The following is a 25,166-nucleotide window of genomic DNA, read 5'->3' as shown; positions in this document are numbered from 1 at the left end:
GTGTGAACTATACATTTGTGTTTTGATCTGATTTATATTTTTTAGGCTTCCACCTTTTTTTCAGTTCTCCCTGTTTAATGCTGTTTCTTTTGTTTCCATACACTGTCTTTAGTGTATAGCTTTTTTAGGAATCGACACTATTCGACGCTTTCTTCATTAGAACATCCGGGCAATTTGGTTATTATTTTTTAGTTTTTGTAAGTGTTGTTAAAAAAAATAACACAGTTTAAAAAGGCGATTTCTTTTTAAAAGAACCTGCCTTTTGTGAAAATTTGCTAATAAAGTTAAACATTGTTAAAAAGAGCTGTTTCAAACACCCAATGATTTAGTTTCGTGTAATTAATCCTCAGATCAGGAAACTAATCATCACTACTAAACTGCTATGAAACGAATCGCTCTGTTTTTCATATTACTTTCTGCTATATTATTTATTGATGTACAAGCTCAGGACAGCAGAGGTAAGATTTCTGGCTTGTTAATGAGCGAAAAAAAGAAATCAATTTCAGCAGTCATTACAATCAAGAGTTTAAAAGATTCAACATTTATTAAAACGACAGTTTCGGATGCTACGGGTATTTTTTATTTTGAAAATCTTCCTGTAGCTACCTATTTGGTATCAGTTAAGGCGATTGGTTTTCAAACTGTTGATGTTAAAATCGAAATTAGCGCTACGCAATTATCAGTTGATAAAACACTTTTGCTTACTGAAGAAAATATAAATTTAGGCAGCGTTAATATTTCAGGTAAGAAACCATTAATTGAGCGGTTTAGCGATAAAACAGTAATGAATGTAGAAAACAGTATTGTTGCAAGTGGAAATACAGCGCTCGAAGTGCTTGCCAAAATGCCAGGGGTTTCTGTTAATCAAGATGGGATTATTAACGTTAAAGGAAAATCGGGTGTTAATGTTTTAATTGATGGAAAAACTACTTATTTATCAGCTGAACAGCTAGTAACCAGACTTCGTTCTCTAAGCAGCAGTGAACTCAAATCAATCGAGTTGATTACTAATCCATCGGCTAAATACGACGCCGAGGGAAATGCAGGTGTAATCAATTTAAAGCTTAAAAAAAATACAGGTTTCGGTACAAACGGTAATCTAGATTTAGGATTTGGCTATGGCAAAAACTCTAAAAGTAATGCGGGATTTTCACTGAATCATCGAAACAAAAATTTTAATATTTTCGGTAATTTTGCTCATAACAATAACAAATACCAGGAAGATTTAGACATTAACCGCATCACAAATAATGGCGTATCGAATACTTTTTTTCATCAGTATAATACACAAATCCGTTCTTCTCATAACAACAATTACAAAGCTGGCATTGATTATTTTATTAATGAGAAAAATACAATTGGTTTTTTAACCAGTGGCTACTTTAATAACGGGCACGAAAAATCGAACGGTATAACCGATATTGGTACTAGTTTTATAAAAATAGATTCCTCTATTGTAGCTGATAACCCTTCTAAAAACAAATACCGAAATCAAGCTTATAATCTAAATTACAAATCGATTATTGATACGCTTGGGCAGGAATTTTCTGCTGATCTAGATTACGCACAATATCGAAGTGAAGAACAAACCGTTTATAATAACTATTTTTCAGATGTACTTGGAAATCCTTACAAAGCTCCGTTAACTTTTAGAAATTTAACACCATCCTTAATAAAAATAAAGGCGGCAAAAATTGATTATGTTTTACCTTTGAATACTGCGACAAAACTAGATTTTGGCTTAAAAAGCAGTTGGGTAAGTACTGACAACGATTTTCGATTTGAAAATTTTGTAGCTTCACAATGGCAAAACGACTTAGGTAGAAGTAATCGTTTTATATATGATGAAAGCATAAATGCAGCTTATACAAACTTCAAGCACGATTTTAAAACAACAAGTATTGAACTTGGTTTAAGAGTAGAACAAACCAATTCAAAAGGTAATTCGGTTAATGAGCAAAAAATAGTTAAACGACATTATTTCGATTTCTTCCCAAATTTTTCTCTAAATCAAAAGTTATCCGCAAACAACGAACTTAGATTTTCATACAGCAGAAGGATAGAAAGGCCAGATTATAAATCGTTAAACCCTTTTGTGTACTTTGTCGATTTGTACACTTTTAGTCAGGGAAATCCATTCCTAAACCCAGAATACACAAACTCTTTTCAACTTTCTTATAATTATAAAAAAGAGCTTAATGTAACTTTTGGATACAGCATTACAAACAATTTAATTCTTGATGTGCTCTTGCCTGACAACGTTAAAAAAACACTTTATCAAACCGTACAAAATCTTGATAAACAATATGCTTACGACTTAACTATTGGGTATCCAACTACAATAGGTAAATTTTGGAATATGGATAATACGATAACGAGCACTTACAATCAAATCAAAACATCCGATTTAGGCGGAAATAATTACGATCGAAAAAAGGTAAATTTTATTTTGAACAGCAACCATAATTTCGTGATCGGCCCATCTATTTCTGCCGAACTTTCAGTCGAATTTGTTTCCGCACAGATTTACGGAACTTATGCCATTAAGCCATATTATGGAATAGATTTCGGCTTAAAAAAATCATTCGCTGATAAAAAATTGAATCTAAAATTTGCCCTTAATGATGTTTTTGATACTCGCAAAGCCAGAATAAGCAGTGCTCTTACTGATTTAAATTATAATCTTACTCAGAAACAGGAAAGCAGAATTTTTAGGTTGAGCCTAGGCTATACTTTTGGCAGCAATGCAATTAAAGCGGTTAGGGAAAGAAAAACCAGCGTTACTGATGAGGAAGGGAGAATTAAATAAGTTGTAAAAAAATATAGTCCGTTTGTTTTCGCAGATTTACGCAGAAAATAAAGATCATAACTACCAAGATCTTTCCCACAGACATCCGAAACCTGCACAACAAAAAACCTAAACCTCTTCTTCCTTTTTAGTTATCATAATTAAAAACATTACTAAAACAGAAAGTATAATCATAACCAGGTAACTATGACTTAAATTCAATTCATCCTTCGCTGGAATTAAATTCACGATTGCGTAGCTCAAAAAAGAAACAATTACATAGGTAATTCCACCTGTTAAACCGCCAGCTATTCCTGCATTTTTAGGGAACTTACTTAAGCAAAAAGTAAAATAGTTGTTAAAGGTAAAACCTGCTCCAATGTGAATAATAAATGCAAAAAATATAAGCGACCAGAGGTTGGATATAAAATTGATGCTAATCATCATTAAAATCACAAATACTACCTGCAATATCGAATTAATCATCAATCGCTTAAAAAACGGCTTATTAATCGTTGCCTTACCAATAAAACCACCAACCATCCAGGCAAAACCTAAAACAAGCGAGCTATAACCTGCAACAACTGGCGAATAGTGTAATTCATGTTCAATAATAAATGGCCCTGTCATATTGTAAACCATCACCATACAATAGGCCAAACCAAGCATTACAATTCCTAAAGTAAAACTGGTTGTTTTTATCATATTTATATAGATGCCAGTAATTTTTTTGAGCTGAAAATCGGTAAAATGTTTAAGTGTTTCGCCGCTGAATACAAATTCTAATAACGCAAATACCAAAGCAAAACCTGCCAAGAAGTAAAAGTTAGATTCCCATCCAAAAGCAGTTTGAAGATACCCGCCTACAAACGGTGCTATTATTGGCCCTGTTGACCAAATAATAGAGAATAAACTTAAATAGTGTTTAAGTTGATCGCCAGAAAATAAATCTACAAAATAGGCTCTTTTAGCAACCACAATTGCCCCAACGGAAAGCCCATGAATTATTCGCATTAAGTAAATCAGATAAATATTATGTGTGATTGCAATGATTAAACTTGCTGCAGCAAAAATCAGCAACGCATACAAACCAATTTTATAACGTCCGAAGCTGTCTAAAACACTGCCAATAAATAGCTGTGCTACGCCATAGCTGATTAAGAATATACTCAGCGTTAATTGCACCTGAATATCACTAACCTGCATTTCGCCAGCCATTGTTGGTAGTGAAGGAATATAAATATCTGTAGCAAAACCAGATAGTGGAATCAATGCAAAAGCCAACAAGGTAGAAATCCCTTGGTTCTTTTCTTTAATATATTTTATGTTATTAATTTCTACAGCGGGCATTTTATCTTTATTTAAAATCAAAGATCGACAGAAGTCGATTGGGTAATCAAGGAAGCAAAATTAGTCTTTTGCTTTAAACCGAAATTATGAAAATCAAAGAATTAGTTTTACAAAACAAATATTGGCCAAATTTGACTTTCAACCTATATTTAGGGCTTTTTTAAATTAGAATTTTCAGTCTTTTTATCGTGTGATGAAATTTATATCTTGCTTTAAACGTTTTTAACTGATATTTTTTTAAGTTTGAGGAATACAACAACCAAAACAGATGTTCGAAAAGCTATTCAGAAAGAAATCTATCTCCAAGATATTACAAGATGCAGCAAAAGGCTACGGCGATCATGAAAGTTCCTTACATAAAACACTCGGTGTTCGCGATTTAACCGCCTTCGGTATTGCAGCAATTATTGGAGCTGGAATTTTCAGTACAATTGGTAAAGCCAGCGCTGATGGTGGTCCTGCGGTAATATTTTTATTTATTTTTACTGCGGTTGCTTGTAGTTTCGCGGCATTTGCTTATGCAGAATTTGCTTCAATGGTACCTGTTTCTGGTAGTGCTTACACCTATTCGTATGTTGCATTTGGCGAATTAGTTGCATGGATTATTGGCTGGTCGCTCATAATGGAATACTCTATTGGTAATATAACGGTTGCTATTTCCTGGTCAGATTATTTTACTGGACTACTTTCCACCATAAAAATTCCAGCCCTCGGTATTGAAGGCATCCATGTTCCCGATTGGATGACATTGGATTATTTAAGTGCTTACAACGGCCATAAGCATGCTGAAGCACTTTTAGCTGCTGGAAAAAACCTTCCAGATTTAGATACAGCAACAGCTCTTGCTAATAATGCATGGCTTACTGCTCCAAAAATAGGAAGTTTTCATATTGTTGCCGATATCCCCGCATTAGGTATAATTATCTTGATTACCTGGTTAATTTACCGCGGAATGAAGGAAAGCAGAAATGCCAGTAATGCAATGGTTGTGGTTAAACTTGCCGTTATTTTACTAGTATTAGCTGTTGGTGTTTTTTATGTTGATACAAAAAATTGGGATCCATTTGCACCTAACGGTGTTTCTGGTGTATTAAAAGGTGTTTCTGCAGTATTCTTCGCTTATATAGGTTTTGATGCAATTTCTACAACTGCCGAAGAATGTAAAAATCCACAACGCGATTTACCCCGCGGCATGATGTGGGCAATCATTATTTGTACCATTCTTTACGTTGCAATTGCTTTAGTTTTAACTGGAATTGTAAAATCAGATACTCTAGCAGTTGGCGATCCTTTAGCCTTTGTATTCGACCAGATAGATTTAAAATTAATGAGTGGCATTATTGCAGTTAGTGCCGTTTTTGCTATGGCTAGTGTACTTTTAGTTTTCCAAATGGGGCAACCCCGCATCTGGATGAGTATGAGCCGTGATGGTTTACTACCAAAATCGTTCTCTAAAATTCACCCAAAATACAAAACACCTTCATTTGCTACAATTGTGGTGGGTTTCGTTGTTGCTGTTCCTTCGCTTTTCATGAATTTAACTATCGTAACCGACCTTTGCTCAATAGGTACTTTATTTGCCTTTGTGCTGGTTTGCGCAGGTGTTTTAGTTTTACAAAACCGACCAGATGTACAGCGAGGTAAATTCAAAATCCCATATGTAAACAGTAAATTTATTGTTCCCATCGGTTTAATTGCAGGCTTAATTTTTGCTTTTACACAATATGGAAAAGAAACAAAAGCATTCTTTTTTAATTCTCCTAAAACGGTTCAAACGGTCAACTTTGTTACTTCATTAAGTGGTGATGAATTGAGAATTGTAAAAGAGGAAATCATTAATAATGCAAAACCACAAATCATTTTAAGCGATAAGGTTGATGCCGAATCTTACCTAAGCAATTTGCCTGCGGATAAATATCAACAGTTTATTTCTGCATCTAAGGTATCCATAGAAAAGAAATACGAAAGTGGCTGGAGCTTGTTTAAACACAAAATACCGATGTGGATTTTTATCTTCATTTGTATCACAATTTCTTTTTACTGCGTTACTAAAAATTTATCATTAATACCTGTTTTGGGCTTAATCAGCTGCTTATATATGATGTGCGAGCTTGGCATATCTAACTGGATTGGCTTCGGCATTTGGTTAGTTATTGGCTTGGTTGTATATTTCGCTTATGGCTTTAGACATAGTAAGTTGGCGAAAGAAAACGCTTAAACAATTCTTATTTGTTTTGGAAATGAATGACAAGTTCTTAGTGGCGGACTGTAGTCCCGCTATTGCTAATAGTCCTCATTCGTACCTCATTGCGGACTATTTTGCTCTATCGGGTTTATAAACAAAGGCTTTTGCCCAAAAACCTGAATGTAAAATCGTTTCGGTCGGTGAGACACCAACCGATAGATAAAAGATCTTGCAAATACGATGGGAATGATGAGTTTAATAAATTCTAAACCTTTTTCTTTTTAAACACAAATACGGTTAAAATAATTAATCCAACTCCTGAAAGTATAAGATAGTATTCGCTATGAGCTAAGCCATTAACCTTTGCTGCTGGACCAGCAATAAACAATACTATTGCTAATATTATTAAAATATTTCGTCCCATTATACAGGTAATCTATGTAACTCAATATCATCAGGCGTAACGAAAATTAAAGGAACTTTCTCTACGTCAACATAGCTACTATCCAAACCAAAACTTCGCTCTTCAGATAAGCTCAATTTTTTAAGGATAAAATAATAATCCATTATAGTACGCTCGTATAAACTCAGTTTAGTGAATTTAGATAAATGTTTTTCTAAAAGAACAAAACGGAAATCGCCTGCAATTTTATGTTTATTTAAAGAAGTATATTGACTGGTAATATCTACTTCACCATTTCTAACTAGCTCTTCAACTACCTTACGGTATAGTAAGTTTACTCTTTGCTCAATTCTGAAACCTAATTTAAAATCGATACGAATTAACTTCCCTGGAATTAAGAATTCAACCTTATAATCTAATGTATAAGGCTCATCCATTACATCAACGTGCACCAACCAATAAACATCGGCACGTTTTGGCTCTTTCTGAATAATAGAGTAAATAATTTTAGATTCTATTTCCGTTTTGAAGTTTGCACTTGTTAAATAAACCAATTGAGATGAATATTTCGGCACCGTTTCATCGGCGCTCAGCTCACTTAAAATATCATAATAATCTTCAATCTCGACATACTTAACGAAACGATTTTTAATTTTTCTGGCTACAAACCAGCTCCACATCACGGTAAAAAGTACCGAACCAATTAAAACCGTTAACCAGCCACCTTCTGAAAATTTGTGTAGGTTACTGAATAGAAATGTACCTTCGATTACAACGTAAACTGAAATAAAAATGGCAATTAAATACTTTGGAAAACGCTTACTTCTTAAATAAACACTAACCAAAATTGTTGTCATCAACATCGCAATTGTAATGGAAAGCCCGTAGGCGGCATCCATTTTCGAAGATTCTTTCCAGAAAAAAACAATACTACAACAGCCCAACCAAAGCATCCAATTAATGGATGGAACATAAAGTTGTCCTTTCGAGAGTGATGGATAAACAATTTTAATTTTTGGCCAAAGGTTCAAACGAACCGCTTCAGATATTAACGTAAACGAACCACTAATTAAAGCCTGACTGGCAATTACCGCAGCCATAGTTGCCAGAATAACCATCGGAATCTGAAACTGACTAGAAATAATCTGAAAGAAAGGATTCATTTTAGAACTAGGAATAAAAGTACCTTCGTTTTGCAAGATCCAAACACCTTGCCCTAAATAATTCAAAATCAAAGTTACTTTAACGAAAATCCAGCTGATTCTAATATTATTTCTTCCACAATGTCCAAGGTCTGAATACAATGCTTCTGCCCCTGTTGTACAAAGAAATACGCCACCTAATATAACAAAGGCTTTACTGTTGGTAACCAATAAGTGAATGGCGTAGTAAGGATTAAGCGCACGTAAAATGCTTAAATCTTTAACAATGAACAATACCCCTGCAACACCTAAAACAGTAAACCAAACAAACATTACAGGACCAAAAAGTTTACCAACCAAATTGGTTCCGAATTGCTGAATAATAAACAATAAGGTTAAAATTGCAATTACAACAGGTACAACAGGAACATCAAATTTATTGGTTAAACCCTCAATTGCAGATGTTACAGTAATACTTGGTGTAATAACACCATCAGCCAGAAGTGCACAACCACCCACCACAGCAGGAACAATTAGCCATTTAGCTTTTTTTCTTACTAAAGAGAATAAAGAGAAAATACCCCCCTCACCTTTATTATCAGCTCTTAAAGTGATAATAACATATTTGATGGTTGTTTGTAAAGTAAGGGTCCAAATGATACAAGAAAGTACGCCCAGTACGATATCATTGGTTATCGAACCAGGATCTGTAACCAATCCATGCTTAACCCCTAAAATAGCCGTAAAAATTGCATTCAAGGTGTATAAGGGCGAAGTACCGATATCTCCGAAAACGATACCTAAACTTATTAAAACCCCGCCTGCGGTTAACGCATTTACATTCTTATTATTTGACACTTTGTTAATTTTTTAGTGCGGCAAAAGTAAACTAACTATAACAATTTAACAACCAATTTATTGTGTATTTTAAACACTATATAATTGCAATTTTAATATATACTAAAAAAACACGAAATAGGCCAGCTAAAACGTTTTTTCGAGAAAGAAAATATGTGCATACGTAAAAAAACAAAATTTATTGTTAAATTGTGTTAAATTATCGCTTTTGAACAAAATGTTTAATTTCTTTGTTTTAAATTGATACATTTGCTACATAATTTGATGAAACTCTACCCAAAGATAACGCTTCTTTTAAAACTTGCCTGCATTTTGTGCATAGCAATGTTTTGCGGCATAAATTCTTGGGCTCAACAATCTGATAGCATTCGCATTAGCCTTAAAACAAGAGCTAAAAAAACAAGCAAAATTCCTGAAATTAAAGCCAATATTCAGCCGTATAAACCACTGTATATGTCAATTAACGGTGGTAGTATGTTTGGTACTTATTCTGCAACTAATAAAAGTACAACTGTAGCGACTAAAGATAAACTTCTAACAATTGTTAAAATCTATCCAAATCCAGTAGAAGACCAGTTAAATATCATTATTTCTTTAAACAGAGATACGCCAGTAAATATTAAAATTATTGATCTTTTAGGAAACGAAGTAGTTACTTTGGCTAACGAACGCCTAAATGCTGGCGAGCAAACTAAAAGCTTTGCAATTCCCAGCCGTCTAAATGCAGGCATCTACTTTTTAAAAGTTGCAGCAGGCGCAGAAACTCAGGTAAAACGAATCTCAGTTTTATAACACCGTTTTCTTTTCTATTTTTGAATGATTGAGATTTTTCAAATCTAATCTATTACTATAATTTATTTATATGAAGATAATAGCCATTGGCCGTAATTATGCCGAACATGCAAAAGAGTTAAACAATCCTGTTCCAACAACTCCAGTAATATTCTTAAAACCCGATACTGCACTTTTAAAAGACAATAAACCCTTTTACCACCCCGATTTTTCAACCGACGTTCATTACGAACTTGAAGTTGTTTTAAAAGTATGCAAAGAAGGCAAGCACATTGCAGAAAAATTTGCATCAAATTATTATGATGAAATTGGCTTAGGCATTGACTTCACCGCTCGTGATATTCAAAGCAAGCATAAAGAAAAAGGCTTGCCCTGGGAACTTGCTAAAGCATTTGATAGTTCTGCGCCTGTAAGTATATTTTTACCAAAAACAGATTTCGAAGATTTATATAATTTAAATTTCGAATTGAAGGTTAATGGCGAGCAACGCCAGAATGGTTATACTAAAGATTTACTGTTCTCGTTCGAGAAGATTATAAGTTTTGTTTCTCAATACATCACTTTAAAAAAAGGCGACCTTATTTTTACTGGCACGCCTGAAGGTGTTGGCAAAGCGAATAAAGGCGATAAGCTAGAAGCCTGGTTAGAAGGCAAACAACTTTTAAATTTTGATGTAAAATAAATCGAATGCAAATAAAATCAGGTTTTAATTTTAAGTATTACGTTACTCTTTTTTGTTTTTTAATTTCAGTAAGTCAAACTTTTGCTCAGCAAATATTCAGCAATAATAAATATCCGTTAACTTATTTCCGTCAGCCTTTAGATATTACACCCCCTGCCCTTGCAGGCTCTTTTGGAGAAATCAGGGCAAATCACTTTCATTCGGGTATTGATTTTAGAACCAATCAGAGAGAAGGTTACCCTGTTTATGCTATCGCAGATGGCTATATATCGAGATTAAGAGTACAAAATAGTGGTTTCGGACAAGCGCTTTACATTATTCACCCTAACGGATATACTTCTGTTTATGGACATTTACAACGCTTTGCGCCAAAAATCGCAACGATTGTCAAAAACCTAGAGTATGAAAAGAAGTCATTTGAAATTGACGAATTCCCGAATGAAACTCTGATTCCTGTTCGCAAAGGCGAAGTGATTGCTTGGTCTGGAAACCGCGGCAGTTCTGGAGGCCCACACTTACATTTCGAAATCAGAGATACAAAAACCGAGGAGACCATTAATCCTCAATTTTTCGGAATTGACATTCCAGACAATATTCCTCCCGTAATTTACAGTTTGTACACTTACCATCTAAATGGAAAAGTGTTTAATGAAAACACAGCTAAGCAAGCAATCCCAATTTCTGGGGCAAGTGGGAATTATAAGGCAATTGCACCTATTAATTTAACTGGTGAAGTTGGTTTTGGCATTGTAGCAACTGATAAACATAATGGTTTATCGGGCACAAATGGCGTTTATTCGATCCAGTTAGAACTGGATGGAAAAATAATCTACATTTCAGCCTTGGAAAGATTTGCTTTCGAAGATAGTAAAGGCATTAACGCACACATCGATTATCCTACCTTTTTAAATACCAAAAGGAGCATACAAAAAAGCTTTGTCGAGCCTGGTAATCCTTTAAAAATATATAGCAATTTAGTTAACCGCGGGCATATAAATTTCAATGATGGCCAACGTCATGAACTGCGTTACACCATTACCGATTCGAAAGGCAATGCCTCTATTTTGCAATTTATAGTTAATGCAGGCAATGCCCCTATCGCATCGCCAGTTGTGGCACCTGGTATAATTTATCCCTACAATAAGGTTAACGAATTTAATAGCGATGAAATAAAAGTTCTTCTCCCTTTAGGAACTTTATATAGTGATTTAAACTTTGCTTATAAAAAACTTCCAAAACCTGCTGGCAACTCTTGGTCTGCAGCACATCAGATTCACAACCGTTATACACCGCTTCATACAGGTTTCAATTTATGGATAAAAGCAGATCATGTTCCAGAAGAACTAAGAGCAAAGGCACTTATCGTTAACACCAATGGCTCATCACAAGGTGGAAGTTTTGACGATGGCTATATAAAGGCAACACCAAAAAATTTCGGTAGTTTTTACATCGCTATAGATACAATTGCTCCACGAATAGTCCCTGTTAATATTTCAGAGGGAAAAAACATGGCTGGTTTATCTAAAATATTTTTCAAAATCAGCGATAACCTTTCTGGCGTAAAAAGTTTTAACGGCTACTTAGATGGAAAATGGGTTTTAATGGAATTTGATACAAAAACAGCAACACTTTGGCATAGCTTTGATGAGCGTACAACCCCTGGTAAACATACGTTGGAACTGGTTGTTGCAGATCTGAAAGATAATACCAAACGCTATTCTGTGTCATTTTTCAGATAATTTGAGGCAATTACTAAACCGTATCATAGGTTATATTGTTAAATTGCACATCAATCATTTTATTATTCAAAATTCAATCATTTATATATGGCAGAGTTACAAGAAGGTGATTTAGCACCTGAAATTACATCTAAAGATCAAAATGGCGCATTAGTTTCTTTAAACGATTATAAAGGAAAAACGGTTGTTCTTTACTTTTACCCGAAAGATGATACGCCTGGATGTACAGCTGAAGCCTGCGATTTCAGAGATAACTATCAAGGTTTGCAGGCAAAAGGAATTGTAGTTTTAGGCGTAAGTGTTGATGACGAAAAATCCCATCAAAAATTTGTAACCAAGCATAACTTACCATTTACATTACTAGCCGATACCGACCAAAAAATTGTAAATGATTATGGTGTATGGGCAGAGAAAAACATGTACGGTAAAAAATATATGGGTACCGTCCGTACCACTTTTATTATTGATGGCGAAGGAAAAATTTCGCACATCGTTAAAAAAGTTGACACTAAAAATGCCACACAACAAGTACTCGATTTAATCAATAACTAATTATGATATAGCAAGTAAAATATTAACTTTGCTATGTAACAACAACCTCATATTTTAATGAAACATACAATTAAAGAGCTAGAAGATATTGCCTCTCAAATTAGAAGAGATATCGTAAGAATGGTTCACGGATGTCAATCTGGTCACCCGGGCGCTTCGCTAGGATGTACAGATTTTTTTACCGCTTTATATTTTGAAGTATTGAACCACAAAACGGACTTCACGATGGAAGGTAAAGGGGAAGATTTGTTTTTCCTTTCAAACGGACACATTTCTCCAGTATGGTACAGTACACTAGCGCATGCTGGTTATTTCGATAAAAGTGAATTGGCAACTTTCCGTAAGTTGGATTCGAGATTGCAAGGCCACCCAACTACACATGAGCACTTGCCAGGAATCCGCATCGCTTCAGGTTCATTAGGTCAAGGTTTGTCTGTTGCCATCGGAGCTGCATTAGCTAAAAAGTTAAACGGCGATAAATCTTACATTTTTGCCTTATTGGGCGATGGAGAGTTACAAGAAGGACAAAACTGGGAAGCGGCTATGTTTGCGCCTTTCAATAAAGTTGATCATTTAATTGCTTCAGTTGATTATAACGGACAGCAAATTGATGGACCAACCAGTAAGGTTCTTGCTTTAGATGATTTACAAGCAAAATTTGAAGCTTTTGGATGGCATGTAATCAATACCGACGGAAATGACATGCAAGCTATTGTTGAAGGCTTACATTATGCTAAAACCTTAACTGGTAAAGGTAAACCAATCTTAAACTTAATGAGCACACAAATGGGTGCTGGTGTAGATTATATGATGGGTACACACAAATGGCATGGTACAGCTCCAAATGATGAACAATTGGCAGCAGCTTTGGCACAATTACCAGAAACATTAGGGGATTATTAAAGTTGAAAGTTTAGCGTTTAAAGTTTAAAGCTGAAAGGCAAATGATTACAACGAAGAACAGAAACGAAAACAATAAATTAAGAAATTGTGAAAAAATATACATACACAGAGAAAAAAGATACACGTTCGGGATTCGGTGCTGGCTTACATGAAGCAGGCAAGAAAAACGAAAACGTAGTTGCATTATGCGCCGATTTAGTTGGATCGCTTAAAATGGATGCTTTTATTAAAGATTTTCCTGAGCGTTTTACTCAGGTTGGTATTGCAGAAGCAAATATGATCGGTATCGCAGCGGGTATGACCATTGGTGGTAAAATTCCTTTTACAGGTACTTTTGCTAACTTTTCTACTGGTCGTGTTTACGATCAGATTCGTCAATCGGTAGCTTATTCAAACAAAAACGTTAAAATCTGTGCATCTCATGCTGGCCTAACTTTGGGCGAAGATGGTGCAACTCACCAGATTTTAGAAGATATAGGCTTAATGAAAATGTTGCCAGGAATGGTGGTTATTAATCCATGCGATTACAACCAAACTAAAGCTGCAACAATGGCAATTGCTGAGTATGAAGGTCCTGTTTACTTACGTTTTGGTCGCCCAGTAATCCCAGTGTTTACAGATCCTGATCAAAAATTCGAGATTGGTAAGGCATGGATGGTTAACGAAGGAACCGATGTAACGATTATTGCGACTGGCCACATGGTTTGGAAAGCAATCGAAGCTGGAGAAAAATTAGCAGAGTTAGGTATCGATGCAGAGATTATCAACATCCACACAATTAAACCTTTAGATGACGAAGCAATCTTAAAATCAGTTAAAAAAACCGGCTGCGTGGTAACCTGCGAAGAGCACAATAAATTTGGCGGTTTAGGCGAAAGTGTTGCTCGTTTATTAACTACAGAATTACCTACACCACAAGAATTTGTAGCAACTAACGACACTTTTGGCGAAAGCGGAACACCAGATCAATTAATGTCTAAATACGGCTTAGATGCGGTAAACATTGTTGAAGCTGTTCAAAAAGTTATTGGCAGAAAGAAATAATAAATCGATAATAAACGCCTATTAAATTTACTGGGCGTTTATTATTTGAAAATGAGCGTACAGAAGTATTTGGCAAATTTGTCCCGCCATTCGCTGTAGCCTGCAATTGATAAAAATCAATTAAAGGGCTGTCGCTTCTGTCGGGTTTAGAAACAACATTTCTGTACAAACTACGTTTTGCGTTTAGTGTTTTTGCACAAACCGCAGTTAATAAACCTGATTGAAGTGAAAAGCCCGCAATCCCGATTTTCTAGGGAGCGGACTTGTAACGAAAAGCAGGGCTGCACAAACCTAAGAAACACGAACTTACATTTTCTAAAAATATAATGAGCTTTTTGTTAAACGGTTTTTAAAAATGGCCGAAAATTAAAACCCTATTAATGAAACAAGTTGAAGATGCCGAAATTCTTGCAAAGTTTGCTGTCGAGAAAACTCGAAACGAGGCATTTAACTTGCTTTTAAAAAAATATCAGCAAAAAATTTATTGGCACATACGTCGTTTGGTTTTAAATCATGATGATTGTGATGATCTAATTCAAGAAGTTTTTGTTAAGGTTTGGAAAAATCTTGATAAATTCAGAAGTGATTCTCAGTTATATACCTGGATTTATCGCATAGCTACAAACGAATCGATCACATTCCTTAACAAGCAAAAGCAAAAAAACAATATGCCATTAGATGAAGTATCATCTGAATTGGCTGATAACCTTGTTGCCTCTTCTTATTTTAACGGCGATAAGCTTGAGATTAAATTGCAAAAAGCGATTCTTACACTTCCCGAGAAACAGCGGATTATTTTCAATATGAAATATTTTGATGATATGAAATATGAAGAAATTTCTGAAGTTTTAGGAACATCGGTTGGTGCTTTAAAAGCGTCATTTCACATCGCGGCAAAAAAAATTGAAGCTTTTATTACAAATGATGAGATAGACTATTAAACCTTTTCACTTTAATTGTATCATATATCTGTGATGAATGAAAATTTAGAAAATAACGATTGGATTAACGAAGCGCCTACCCTTGCCGCAATGGGCAGACGTAATCCCTTCGCCGTTCCTACTGGATATTTCGACAATTGTGAAGAGGAAGTTTTCAGCAAAATCTTTTTAGATAACCTGAAACAAAAAACATTTGAAAATGCTTTTGAAGTTCCTCAAAATTATTTCGAAGAATTAACAGAAAGAATTGAAACCAAAATTGCTTTGGAGCAAATTATTCAGCGTGAAAAGAGCTTTGCGGTACCAGAAAATTACTTCGAAACCTTACAAAGCAGAATTACGAGTAAAATTGCTGCCGAAGAACCAAAGAAAGAAGCTAGAATTATACCGCTATGGAAACGCAGTTTTGTTAAATATGCAAGTGCTGCTTGTTTTGTGCTTATATCTTCTTTCGGAGTTTATTTCTACCAGAATAACGAAGTTGCAAATATTCCAGCGGCTCAGTTACAATCTGCAGATTTTGCAAACGAACAAATGCTTTATGATATCGACGAAAGTACAATTATAGACCATTTAGAAGCTCAAAACATATCAAATACAAAAACGACTTCTGCTTCAGATACAGAAGTGGAAAACTACATCCTGAACAATTATTCGTCGAGTGATTTGGCTCAGGAATTATAAAAATTAATAAAAATGAAGAAGTTATTTTTTGCCGTTTTAATGTTCATGTTACCTTCGATAATTTGGGCTCAAAAACCAAGAGGAGAAGAAATAGAAGCACTAAAAATCGCATTTTTCACAACAAAATTAGATTTATCAGCTGAAGAAGCAAAAGTATTCTGGCCTATATATAATGATATGCAGGCAGAACAGAATGCAATTAGAAAAGAACGTTTTCAAAAGATGATTTCTTTTAGAAAGGTTGCAGAAATTGATAATTTAAGTGATGCACAAATTCAAACTTTAATTACAAGTGAGTTCGATTTCAGGCAGCGTGATTTAAACATCGAAAAGAAATACTACAATAGATTTAAAGCGGTATTGCCTATTAAAATTATTGGCAAATACTACAGAGCGCAAGAAGCCTTTAAGCGAGAGCTGCTTAACCGTTTTAAAGATAAACAGTAAAATGAAAGACTTGCAGCGATGCAGGTCTTTTTTATTTTAAAGCAACCTTCATTTCCGTACTTTTGTACCATGTTAACACAGCGCCAGTTGTTTCTGCAACATAATGCACAAACATCACCAGAACCATTAATGCTCGAATTTGTAAAAGCCAAAGGAATTTATATTTATGATGCTGCAGGTAAAAAACACATCGATTTAATTGCAGGAATTGGCGTAAGCAATGTTGGTCACTGCCACCCTGCGGTGGTTAAAGCTATACAAGAGCAAGCTCAAACTTATATGCATCTAATGGTTTATGGCGAATATGTTCAAACACCACAGGTTAATTTTGCTAAAGCACTCGCTGATATTTTACCAAAAAGTTTAAACTGTACCTACTTTTTAAATTCGGGTACTGAAGCTGTTGAAGGCGCCATGAAGCTAGCGAAACGTTATACAGGAAGAAAGGGTTTTATCGCTTGTAAAAATGCTTATCACGGTAGTACGCAAGGTGCCGAAAGTTTAATGGAAAGCGATTTCTATTCTTCTGGTTATGGACCTTTTTTACCTAACGTAAGTTTTATCCAGCATAACAATATTGATGATCTGGATAAAATAACTGAAGAAATAGCGGCTGTTTTTATCGAACCTATTCAAGGTGAGGCTGGAATTAGGGTTGCTGACTTGGAGTACATGCAGGCGTTAAGAGCAAAATGCAATGAAACCAAAACGCTGTTAATTTTTGATGAAATACAATCTGGTTTTGGCAGAAGTGGTAAAATGTTTGCTTTCGAGCATTATAACGTAATTCCTGATGTTTTACTTTTAGCCAAAGGTATTGGTGGTGGAATGCCAATCGGTGCTTTCATAAGCTCTTTAGAAATTATGTCTGTACTTTCTCATAGCCCCATTCTTGGTCACATGACAACTTTTGGTGGTCATCCAGTTTGTTGTGCAGCAGGTTTGGCAACTTTAAGAACTTTAGTTGATCACCATATTGTTGATGAAGTTGAAGAAAAAGGACAGCTTTTTAAGCAATTGCTTGTTCATCCTGCAATAAAAGAAATAAGAGGAAGAGGTTTGATGCTTGCCGTTGAGTTCGAAAGTTTTGAAATCAATAAAAAAATTATCGATGCCTGTATTTTAGATGGCATTTTATCTGATTGGTTTTTACATTGCAGTAACTCTATGCGTATTGCCCCGCCTTTAATTATTGTTAAAGAAGAAATCGAAGAAGCGTGCCGTATCATTTTAAAAAATATTAACTTAGTTGTTGGTTAAAGCTGAAAAACGAAAGCGGAGAGATTAAAGCAAACCATGAAGGTCAATACCAGAAGCTTTTGCAATTTGTCTTGATACTAGCTACCTAATATTCGATACTAAAATGAACGTACTGATAGTTGAAGATGAGAAAAGCCTTGCGCTTGAAATGGATGAATTTCTGAGCAATGAAGGTTTCATTATTGAGCATGCCTGGAAAAAAGCATCGGCAGAAGAGAAAATTTTTGTAAACAGTTACGATTTTATTTTACTTGACTTGGGCTTACCTGATGGTGATGGTTTTGAAGTTTTAAAACAGCTAAAATCTTTGAAAGACAGAGATGACGCGGTAATTATTTTAACCGCAAGAAGTGCTGTAGATGACCGAATTAAAGGTTTAGATGAAGGTGCAGATGATTATTTACCAAAACCATTTTCTTTAAACGAACTTTTGGCACGTATGCACGCCATTATCCGTAGAAAACATAAACTAGAGAAAAACGAAGTTGATATTCATGGTTTTTTACTAAACATTCAGAACAGAACGGTTTCTTTTGCAGATGAAAGATTAAACTTAACTAAAAAAGAATTCGAAATTTTCAACTACTTAGTACTCAACAAAAATCGAGTGGTTTCGAGAATGAGCTTAACCGAGCATGTTTGGGGCGATATTTTAGAAGTGAATTCAGATTCTAATTTTGTTGATGTACATGTTAAAAATCTTCGAAAAAAATTATCGGCTGTAAACCCTACCGATTGGTTTGAAACGGTAAGAAGCATTGGTTATCGGATTAACTGCTAGTTAGCTAAATATCTAAAAACAGAAAGCCTAAAGGAAATCAATTTCTTAATTTTAAAATCATCCCAATCATCCGCCCAAGGCGAAACAAACGCAACATTCAATTTAACATATAACATCATCCGTAAAAAATGAAGTTACAGGTAAAGTTTTCACTTTATAATGCCATTACCAAAATTGCAATTATAGTGGTTTTGGGCGCTATTATATTGTTTTCACTCGATAGACTTGCCTACAACCAACTCGACAACCGTTTACTCAAAAAAAAAGGAAAAATAATTGAGCATTTAAGCGATGGAGAAATAGATAGCCTTTTAAGCAACGAACCAAGTTTTACCGATTATAATATCTTAAAGGAAGAGTTTATTATTTTAACTGACATTCCCGATAATCAAAAAGATTCATCAGCCAGGATTATCACTGAAAAAAGGGAAATTGAGGGCGATATTGAATTTTACAGAATACTAAACTATAAATTCAATTACCGCCAAAATTGGTATAAACTCGAACTTGGAGAGAGTATGACTGCCTTGCAGGGCATTAAAAACTCTATTCGGTTTTACATGCTAATAGTGCTTGTTGGTGCTTTAGTAATAACCCTACTTACAGATCTTGCTTTTACCAATTTTTTACTAAAACCATTTTATTTAATTATTGATAAAAAACTTAATAAAGTTAACGACCCATCGCATTATAATTATCAAAATATTCCTACAAATACGGATGATTTTAAAATTTTAGATAATAGTATTAATTCGCTAATGCGTAAAATCAACACACTTTTTGCATTAGAAAAGCAGTTTATCGCTAACGTTTCGCACGAATTATTAACACCTATATCAATTCTAAGTACAAGATTTGAAAATATGCTTAACACGCAAGGAATACCTGTTGAACATGAGAATAAAATTTTCGCTTCTTTGAAAACTTTAAATCGCTTAAAATTTATCATTAATAGTTTACTGTTAATCTCTAAAGTTGAAAACAACCAGTATTTAAAAACAGAAGAAATTAGCTTAAATGAAGAGCTTCAGGACATATATGAAGATTTAGAAGATCGAATGGCTGACAAAAACCTGAATTACCAGCTCGATTTGAAATCAAATTATCATTTTACAGGAAATAAAGCGCTTATACATACTTTACTCATCAACATAATAAATAATGCCATAAAGTACAATAATGAAAATGGCGAAATCAAGGTTATTGGGGAGCTTAAAAATCACCATTACAAACTAACTATTAGTGATAATGGGCCAGGGATGAGTCAGGAGCTGCTAGAAAATGCTTTTGATCGTTTTAAGCGTGGCAATACCGAAGAACATGGTTTTGGTTTAGGTTTAGCTATTGTACAAAGTATAGCCAAATTTCATAAAATTGAAATCGAGATCCACTCTGAAGAGCATAAAGGAACCAGCATAACTTTAATCTTTCCTAAAGAAAATAGTCTGATTTAGTGATGATAATCGGATAGTTACAAATTTGTAACTTTGTGGTTTATGTCGATGAAACTATTTTTCAGAAGTTTATTTCTCTTTACCATAAGTTTTATAGTTCTATTCAGTGCTGAATTAAAAGCTCAAAAAGTTGTAGAAATACACGATTCCATTCCACAGCATATTTTCACTTTTAAAGAAATTGAAGTACTCGAAGACAATGCTGACCAATATTCTTTTGAGCATATAAGAAGCAATTCTTTTGACGGGAAGTTTAAGGCCAGCATTAGCAGCACACCTCAAACTAAAAAACTTAATAAAACCTATTGGTTTAAAATTAAAATAAAGCAAAATGAATTGGCTAACAAGCCCTTTTTGCTCGAATTCTTTGATCAGACGATCGATCAGATGACCGTTTATATTCCACAAAGTGATGGAAGTTATAAAACTGAAAATCTGGGCGATGCACAGCCGTTTAATAAAAGACTTATTCACCATAAAAACTTCGAAATCCCTATTCAGAATGATGGGACAACCGTAAAAACTTATTATTTCAAAATAAAATCGTCGCAGATATCAGATATAATTATTGTATTAAGGAGTGCTGAATGGTTTATTTCTTATGCTTTAGATGAATATTTTTATTTCGGCATTTTTAATGGGATGATTTTAGTTTTCAGTTTCTATAACCTGATTATGTATATCGCAATTAGGCAGAAACAGTATTTATACTATGTTTTATACAACCTTAGTGTTGGTTTTTTCGAAACGAGTAACGATGGGATTGCTTACCAATATTTTTGGCCAAATGCACCTGCCTGGAATCAGGTAGCTTATGCTTTTGCACTTTGTGCTACCAGCATTTTTGCTCTGCTTTTTACTAAAGAACTTTTGCTCATTCAAACAAAAGCCCCAAAAATTAACAAATTAATTTTTGGGGTAATCCTGGCAAGATTAATCTTCTTCGCTTACTGCTATCTGTTTAATCAAAATTTATTTAGCTATAAATTTATCGAAGCAATACCTTTATCAGTAGCTTTTTTTACTGGAATTTATATTTATAAAAAAGGTTATAAACCTGCTCGCTTTTTTGTACTTGGTTACAGCTTTTTATTTGCGGGTTTCATGCTTAAATTTTTAATTATGCTTGGGGTGAGCTGGTTAAATTTTGGCGTGATTACTTATTACAGCCTTAATTTTTGTTTTATACTGGAAATGATTTTCCTCTCATTTGCCATCGGAGATAAAGTTCGAATATTAAAAACAACCAAGGATAAAGCGCAACAAAAAATGATTCGACAAATGGTTGTTAATGCAACATTAAAAGATACCATTAACCGAGAACTGGAGACTAAGGTTGAAGAACGAACCAGAGAGGTTTATCATAAATCATTAATTATCGAAAGCAAAAATCAGGCACTCGAAGAAGTAAATACGTTATTGCAAAAACAGGCTGAAGAAATATCGAGAATGAATGCTTTGTTAGCGCAAGACAATGAAGAACTGCAGGAGAATGTAGAGAAAGTAACCAGAGATCGGGTTATGAATACTGAAGTTGATTTTGAAGAGTTCAGCAAAATATATCCAGATAAAGAAGCATGCTACAATTTTTTAGCAGAATTGAAATGGAGTAATGGTTACCATTGTAGAAGATGCAGTAACGATCATTATTTCAATGGTCATATTTTAAATAGCAGACGTTGCAGTAAATGTGGTTATGAAGAATCGGTAACTACCTATACTATTTTTCATGGTACACGAATTCCAATCAACAAAGCATTCTATATGATTTTTCTAATCTATTCTTCAAAGGGAAAAATCTCTTCACATAAGCTTTCTGAAATTCTTTCTATAAGGCAAAGCACTTGCTGGACATTTGGAGCCAGAATTAAGAAAGTGATGGAAGACAGAAAAAAAACGCTTAAAAAAACAGGGAAAAACGGCTGGAGTCAGCTTGTAATCGAATAATTAAACCTTTATTAGGTCACAATAACGTTGTATTAAAACTTTTTTTCAAGATAATACCATAGGTACTTAAGCGTATAAAAATGCATTCGCCACCTAAGTTATTAATGGCACTTAAAGCCTGATAATCAAGCCAGAGCGAGTGTAAATCGGGATGGTATTAAAGCGTATCAAAATCACTATAAAACACTATATATCAACATCTTAAATAAAATTCAACATTCAAAATGCTTGGAATTAACATTTAATCCTTAGTAACTTTACTTCATAATTATATTAACAAACCAAAAAATTATGAGAAAAAAATTTACGTTGCTAATGGTATTTTTTCTTTGTGCCGTCTCTTTCAGTATGGCTCAGAATACAACCATCAAAGGGGAGGTAAAGGATCAAAAAGGCCTGCCGTTACCAGGCGTATCGGTAAAAGTAAAAGGCACAAATCTAGGTGCGTCTACAGCAGATAATGGTACATTCTCCATTTCAGCTCCACAAAATTCGACATTAGAACTTTCATTTATTGGATATAAATCAATCGAGGTGCCAGTAAATAATAGTACGACACTTAACATTACTATGTCTGATGATAATCAGCAATTAAATGAAGTTGTAGTTATTGGGTATGGCACTACTACTAAAAAGGATTTAACTACATCAGTTGTATCTGTTTCATCTAAAGATTTAGAAAATCAGCCGATCACCAATCCACTTCAAGCGATACAAGGTCGTGCAGCAGGTGTTCAGGTTAGTTCCCAATCTGGCAAACCAGGTTCTGGCATTACAATCAGTATTCGCGGTAATACTTCGATAACTGCATCCAACAGTCCACTTTATGTAATTGATGGTGTTACTTCGAGAGATGCAAGTTTCCTAAACGCAAACGATATCGAATCCATGACCATTCTAAAGGATGCATCTGCGGCGGCTATTTATGGTTCGAGTGGTGCAAACGGTGTGGTATTAATTACAACTAAAAAAGGTAGTTCAGGAAAATTAAAGGTTGCATTTAATGCTTTTACAGGTTTTTCTAATTTCTGGCAAACTCAAGATGTATTAAACAGTGAGCAATATATTGCTTTAATGAAAGAGTTAGGCTACACGACTTTCGGTGGCAACAATAACACTGATTGGCAAAAGGAAACCTTTAAAACAGGTACTCAAAACCAGTATCAGGCATCAATTTCTGGTGGAATTAAAGGTGGTCAGTATTATTTCTCTACGGGCTACCAACAAGATAAAGGTGTGGTTGCACCTGCAAAATTAGACCGCATAACAGCAAACTTTAATGGTAGTCAGAATATAACTTCGTGGTTAAAGTTAACAGGTAATGCAGTTTTAACTTCAAGCACTTCCGTTGATGTTGGGGATAACAGCAGTGTTTCTCGTGGTGGTGTTATTCTTGGTGCTTTAACAACCCCTCCTACTATAGGCATTTTCGAAAGCAATGGCCAATACACTACTATTCCAAACGCTGGCGGATGGGATAACCCATTAGCTTTGGCTTTTGGTTCGAACAACAGAACACGTAATTTTAGATTTATTGGCGCTTTTGGTGCTCAGGTAAATTTTACGAAAGATTTATTCTTTAAATCTACAATCAGTACAAACGCTAACAAGAATTTCTATCGCTACTTTACCGATAACTTCTTAACAACTTATGGCCGCCAGGAAAGGGGTGTTTATAGAGATAACACAACCAGAGACCATGTTTGGTTAAACGAAAACATATTAAACTATACAAAAAATGTTGGTAAAAATGCTTTCACTGCAACTGGTGGTTATACATTACAATCATCAGATTGGAAATATAGCAATAACGAATTAACTCGTTTTTATGATGTATCGGGCAGACCTACAGCACCATCTGTAGCCTTAACTATTCCGCAAAGAGCGCAATGGTCTAAACAATCGTACCTTGCCCGTATCACATACGCTTACGACAGTAAGTATTTATTTAGTTCTAACTTCAGAGCCGATGGTTCATCGAGATTTGCGAAAGAGAACCGTTTTGGATACTTCCCTTCATTTTCTGCAGGCTGGAGAATTTCTGGAGAGAACTTTATGAAAGACAGCAAAACCATCAACGATTTAAAAATTCGTGGAAGCTGGGGTAAAGTTGGTAATGATGAGGGAATTGGAGATTACGCCTATTTAAAACTTTACAGTGTAAATGCTCAAGGCGAATACAATTTGCAAAACCCAGCTAATAATAACCTGTCGTGGGAAAAAACCACTCAAACAAATATTGGTTTAGATTTAAGTATGTTTAACAGCCGCATTACATTTACTGCTGATGCGTACTTAAAGAAAACAAACGATTTATTAATTAATGTGCAACTACCTCCATCATCGGGTTTTGGTAGCCAGGCGTACAACATTGGTGCAATGGAAAACAAAGGTTTAGAATTTGTTTTATCAACAAAAAACTTCGATCGTGATAAGTTTAAGTGGAGTACCGACTTAAACTTCTCTATTAACCGAAACAAAGTAACTGATTTAGGTGAAACGACTAAATCTTTAGATTTTGCAGGAATTTATGAGCGTGATGCTGCTGTCCGCGTGGTAGCAGGCAAACCTCTTGGAAGTTTTTATGGTTATGTGTTTACAGGCGTAAATCCTGCAACTGGTGCTGCACAGTATGCTGATACAAATGGAAATGGCGTTACTGGCTCTGCTGACCCAGGCGATAGAACTTTCATTGGTTCAGCTCAGCCAAAATTTATATATGGAGTTACAAATAGCTTGTCATATGGAAATTGGGGCTTAAATTTGTTTTTCCAGGGCGTACAAGGAAGTCAGTTATTTAATGCTTCAAGAATTGATATAGAAGGTATGTTTGATTCTAAAAATCAATCGGCTGCAGTTTTAAACAGATGGACTACTCCAGGACAGATTACCAATATTCCAAAAGCGCTTAGAAGTAGCTCAGAAAATTCATTAACATCTAGCCGATTTGTTGAAGATGCATCTTACTTACGTTTAAAAACAGCGACGTTATCTTACAGTTTTGGTTCATCATTTTTAGAAAAATTAAAAATGAGTAAGCTTACTGTTTTTGCTACTGGCTACAATTTATTAACCTTTACCAATTATTCAGGTTTAGATCCAGAAGTTAACGTAAACTCGGCGAACGGCCCTGCAATGGGTGTAGATTATGGTACTTACCCACAATCTAGAAGTTTATTATTTGGTATTAATGTTGGATTTTAAGAATTAAAAA

19 protein-coding genes are annotated in these 25,166 nt (G+C 34.7%); 16 read left to right on the top strand and 3 right to left on the bottom strand.

What is annotated here, in order from left to right; translation table 11 throughout:
• Positions 1-382: 382 nt before the first annotated feature.
• Entirely contained in the window at positions 383-2,809 is a 2,427-nt protein-coding gene (locus ACZZZI_RS15345; protein WP_463489920.1) for a TonB-dependent receptor domain-containing protein, read from the top strand.
• A 108-nt stretch (positions 2,810-2,917) separates the two neighbouring features.
• On the opposite strand, the gene ACZZZI_RS15340 is transcribed toward ACZZZI_RS15345, so the two are convergent.
• Entirely contained in the window at positions 2,918-4,138 is a 1,221-nt protein-coding gene (locus ACZZZI_RS15340; RefSeq protein ID WP_463489919.1) for an MFS transporter, read from the bottom strand.
• 268 nt (positions 4,139-4,406) lie between these two features.
• Here ACZZZI_RS15340 and ACZZZI_RS15335 point away from each other — a divergent pair, with 268 nt between their 5' ends.
• A complete protein-coding gene (locus ACZZZI_RS15335) occupies positions 4,407-6,356 on the top strand; it encodes an amino acid permease (RefSeq protein WP_463489918.1) in 1,950 nt (649 codons plus the stop codon).
• Between the two features lie 232 nt (positions 6,357-6,588).
• Here ACZZZI_RS15335 and ACZZZI_RS15330 read toward each other — a convergent pair whose 3' ends face one another.
• Positions 6,589-6,747, bottom strand: a complete 159-nt coding sequence (locus tag ACZZZI_RS15330; RefSeq protein ID WP_344767195.1) for a hypothetical protein — start codon at positions 6,745-6,747, stop codon at positions 6,589-6,591.
• A complete protein-coding gene (locus ACZZZI_RS15325) occupies positions 6,747-8,726 on the bottom strand; it encodes a KUP/HAK/KT family potassium transporter (RefSeq protein ID WP_316756807.1) in 1,980 nt (659 codons plus the stop codon). The genes ACZZZI_RS15330 and ACZZZI_RS15325 overlap by 1 nt, the downstream gene beginning before the upstream one ends.
• A 264-nt stretch (positions 8,727-8,990) precedes the next feature.
• On the opposite strand from ACZZZI_RS15325, the gene ACZZZI_RS15320 reads away from it, so the two are divergent.
• The 14 genes from ACZZZI_RS15320 to ACZZZI_RS15255 all read left to right on the top strand — a co-directional run bounded on the left by ACZZZI_RS15320 (position 8,991) and on the right by ACZZZI_RS15255 (position 25,156).
• A complete protein-coding gene (locus ACZZZI_RS15320; protein WP_316756805.1) occupies positions 8,991-9,518 on the top strand; it encodes a T9SS type A sorting domain-containing protein in 528 nt (175 codons plus the stop codon).
• A gap of 70 nt (positions 9,519-9,588) precedes the next feature.
• Entirely contained in the window at positions 9,589-10,200 is a 612-nt protein-coding gene (locus ACZZZI_RS15315; protein WP_463489917.1) for a fumarylacetoacetate hydrolase family protein, read from the top strand.
• 5 nt (positions 10,201-10,205) lie between these two features.
• On the top strand, positions 10,206-11,939 hold the full coding sequence (locus ACZZZI_RS15310; protein ID WP_463489916.1) for a M23 family metallopeptidase: 1,734 nt from the start codon (positions 10,206-10,208) through the stop codon (positions 11,937-11,939).
• Positions 11,940-12,026: 87 nt separating this feature from the next.
• A complete protein-coding gene (gene bcp / locus ACZZZI_RS15305; protein WP_316756798.1) occupies positions 12,027-12,491 on the top strand; it encodes a thioredoxin-dependent thiol peroxidase in 465 nt (154 codons plus the stop codon).
• Between the two features lie 57 nt (positions 12,492-12,548).
• Complete coding sequence (locus tag ACZZZI_RS15300) at positions 12,549-13,394, top strand: transketolase (protein WP_316756796.1); 846 nt, start codon at positions 12,549-12,551, stop codon at positions 13,392-13,394.
• Between the two features lie 87 nt (positions 13,395-13,481).
• A complete protein-coding gene (locus ACZZZI_RS15295; RefSeq protein WP_029274068.1) occupies positions 13,482-14,438 on the top strand; it encodes a transketolase family protein in 957 nt (318 codons plus the stop codon).
• A 380-nt stretch (positions 14,439-14,818) separates the two neighbouring features.
• Positions 14,819-15,379, top strand: coding sequence for an RNA polymerase sigma factor (locus ACZZZI_RS15290; protein WP_463489915.1), 561 nt, complete (start codon positions 14,819-14,821; stop codon positions 15,377-15,379).
• A gap of 33 nt (positions 15,380-15,412) precedes the next feature.
• Complete coding sequence (locus tag ACZZZI_RS15285; RefSeq protein ID WP_463489914.1) at positions 15,413-16,063, top strand: hypothetical protein; 651 nt, start codon at positions 15,413-15,415, stop codon at positions 16,061-16,063.
• A gap of 12 nt (positions 16,064-16,075) precedes the next feature.
• Positions 16,076-16,510 (top strand): hypothetical protein, encoded by a 435-nt coding sequence (locus ACZZZI_RS15280; RefSeq protein WP_316756785.1) that lies wholly within the window; start codon positions 16,076-16,078, stop codon positions 16,508-16,510.
• 69 nt (positions 16,511-16,579) lie between these two features.
• Positions 16,580-17,770, top strand: a complete 1,191-nt coding sequence (locus ACZZZI_RS15275) for an aspartate aminotransferase family protein (RefSeq protein ID WP_344767206.1) — start codon at positions 16,580-16,582, stop codon at positions 17,768-17,770.
• A 103-nt stretch (positions 17,771-17,873) separates the two neighbouring features.
• On the top strand, positions 17,874-18,551 hold the full coding sequence (locus ACZZZI_RS15270) for a response regulator transcription factor (RefSeq protein ID WP_424057607.1): 678 nt from the start codon (positions 17,874-17,876) through the stop codon (positions 18,549-18,551).
• Between the two features lie 128 nt (positions 18,552-18,679).
• Positions 18,680-20,005: a HAMP domain-containing sensor histidine kinase gene (locus tag ACZZZI_RS15265; RefSeq protein WP_463489913.1), complete on the top strand. Its 1,326-nt coding sequence runs from the start codon at positions 18,680-18,682 to the stop codon at positions 20,003-20,005.
• 48 nt (positions 20,006-20,053) lie between these two features.
• Entirely contained in the window at positions 20,054-21,952 is a 1,899-nt protein-coding gene (locus ACZZZI_RS15260; protein ID WP_463489912.1) for a 7TM diverse intracellular signaling domain-containing protein, read from the top strand.
• 291 nt (positions 21,953-22,243) lie between these two features.
• Positions 22,244-25,156 (top strand): SusC/RagA family TonB-linked outer membrane protein, encoded by a 2,913-nt coding sequence (locus ACZZZI_RS15255; RefSeq protein ID WP_463489911.1) that lies wholly within the window; start codon positions 22,244-22,246, stop codon positions 25,154-25,156.
• Positions 25,157-25,166 lie beyond the last annotated feature (10 nt).

Source organism: Pedobacter sp. AC190, assembly GCF_979258025.1.
The sequence above is the reverse complement of the archived record's forward strand: the minus strand, read 5'-3'. Positions and strand labels throughout refer to the sequence as shown.

What these genes read in the sequence shown, in the direction of transcription:
- ACZZZI_RS15345 (WP_463489920.1), top strand. Translation starts at nt 383, where the DNA reads ATGAAACGAATCGCTCTGTTTTTCATATTACTTTCTGCTATATTATTT.
- ACZZZI_RS15340 (WP_463489919.1), bottom strand. Translation starts at nt 4,138, where the DNA reads ATGCCCGCTGTAGAAATTAATAACATAAAATATATTAAAGAAAAGAAC.
- ACZZZI_RS15335 (WP_463489918.1), top strand. Translation starts at nt 4,407, where the DNA reads ATGTTCGAAAAGCTATTCAGAAAGAAATCTATCTCCAAGATATTACAA.
- ACZZZI_RS15330 (WP_344767195.1), bottom strand. Translation starts at nt 6,747, where the DNA reads ATGGGACGAAATATTTTAATAATATTAGCAATAGTATTGTTTATTGCT.
- ACZZZI_RS15320 (WP_316756805.1), top strand. Translation starts at nt 8,991, where the DNA reads ATGAAACTCTACCCAAAGATAACGCTTCTTTTAAAACTTGCCTGCATT.
- ACZZZI_RS15315 (WP_463489917.1), top strand. Translation starts at nt 9,589, where the DNA reads ATGAAGATAATAGCCATTGGCCGTAATTATGCCGAACATGCAAAAGAG.
- ACZZZI_RS15310 (WP_463489916.1), top strand. Translation starts at nt 10,206, where the DNA reads ATGCAAATAAAATCAGGTTTTAATTTTAAGTATTACGTTACTCTTTTT.
- bcp (WP_316756798.1), top strand. Translation starts at nt 12,027, where the DNA reads ATGGCAGAGTTACAAGAAGGTGATTTAGCACCTGAAATTACATCTAAA.
- ACZZZI_RS15300 (WP_316756796.1), top strand. Translation starts at nt 12,549, where the DNA reads ATGAAACATACAATTAAAGAGCTAGAAGATATTGCCTCTCAAATTAGA.
- ACZZZI_RS15290 (WP_463489915.1), top strand. Translation starts at nt 14,819, where the DNA reads ATGAAACAAGTTGAAGATGCCGAAATTCTTGCAAAGTTTGCTGTCGAG.
- ACZZZI_RS15285 (WP_463489914.1), top strand. Translation starts at nt 15,413, where the DNA reads ATGAATGAAAATTTAGAAAATAACGATTGGATTAACGAAGCGCCTACC.
- ACZZZI_RS15280 (WP_316756785.1), top strand. Translation starts at nt 16,076, where the DNA reads ATGAAGAAGTTATTTTTTGCCGTTTTAATGTTCATGTTACCTTCGATA.
- ACZZZI_RS15275 (WP_344767206.1), top strand. Translation starts at nt 16,580, where the DNA reads ATGTTAACACAGCGCCAGTTGTTTCTGCAACATAATGCACAAACATCA.
- ACZZZI_RS15270 (WP_424057607.1), top strand. Translation starts at nt 17,874, where the DNA reads ATGAACGTACTGATAGTTGAAGATGAGAAAAGCCTTGCGCTTGAAATG.
- ACZZZI_RS15265 (WP_463489913.1), top strand. Translation starts at nt 18,680, where the DNA reads ATGAAGTTACAGGTAAAGTTTTCACTTTATAATGCCATTACCAAAATT.
- ACZZZI_RS15260 (WP_463489912.1), top strand. Translation starts at nt 20,054, where the DNA reads ATGAAACTATTTTTCAGAAGTTTATTTCTCTTTACCATAAGTTTTATA.
- ACZZZI_RS15255 (WP_463489911.1), top strand. Translation starts at nt 22,244, where the DNA reads ATGAGAAAAAAATTTACGTTGCTAATGGTATTTTTTCTTTGTGCCGTC.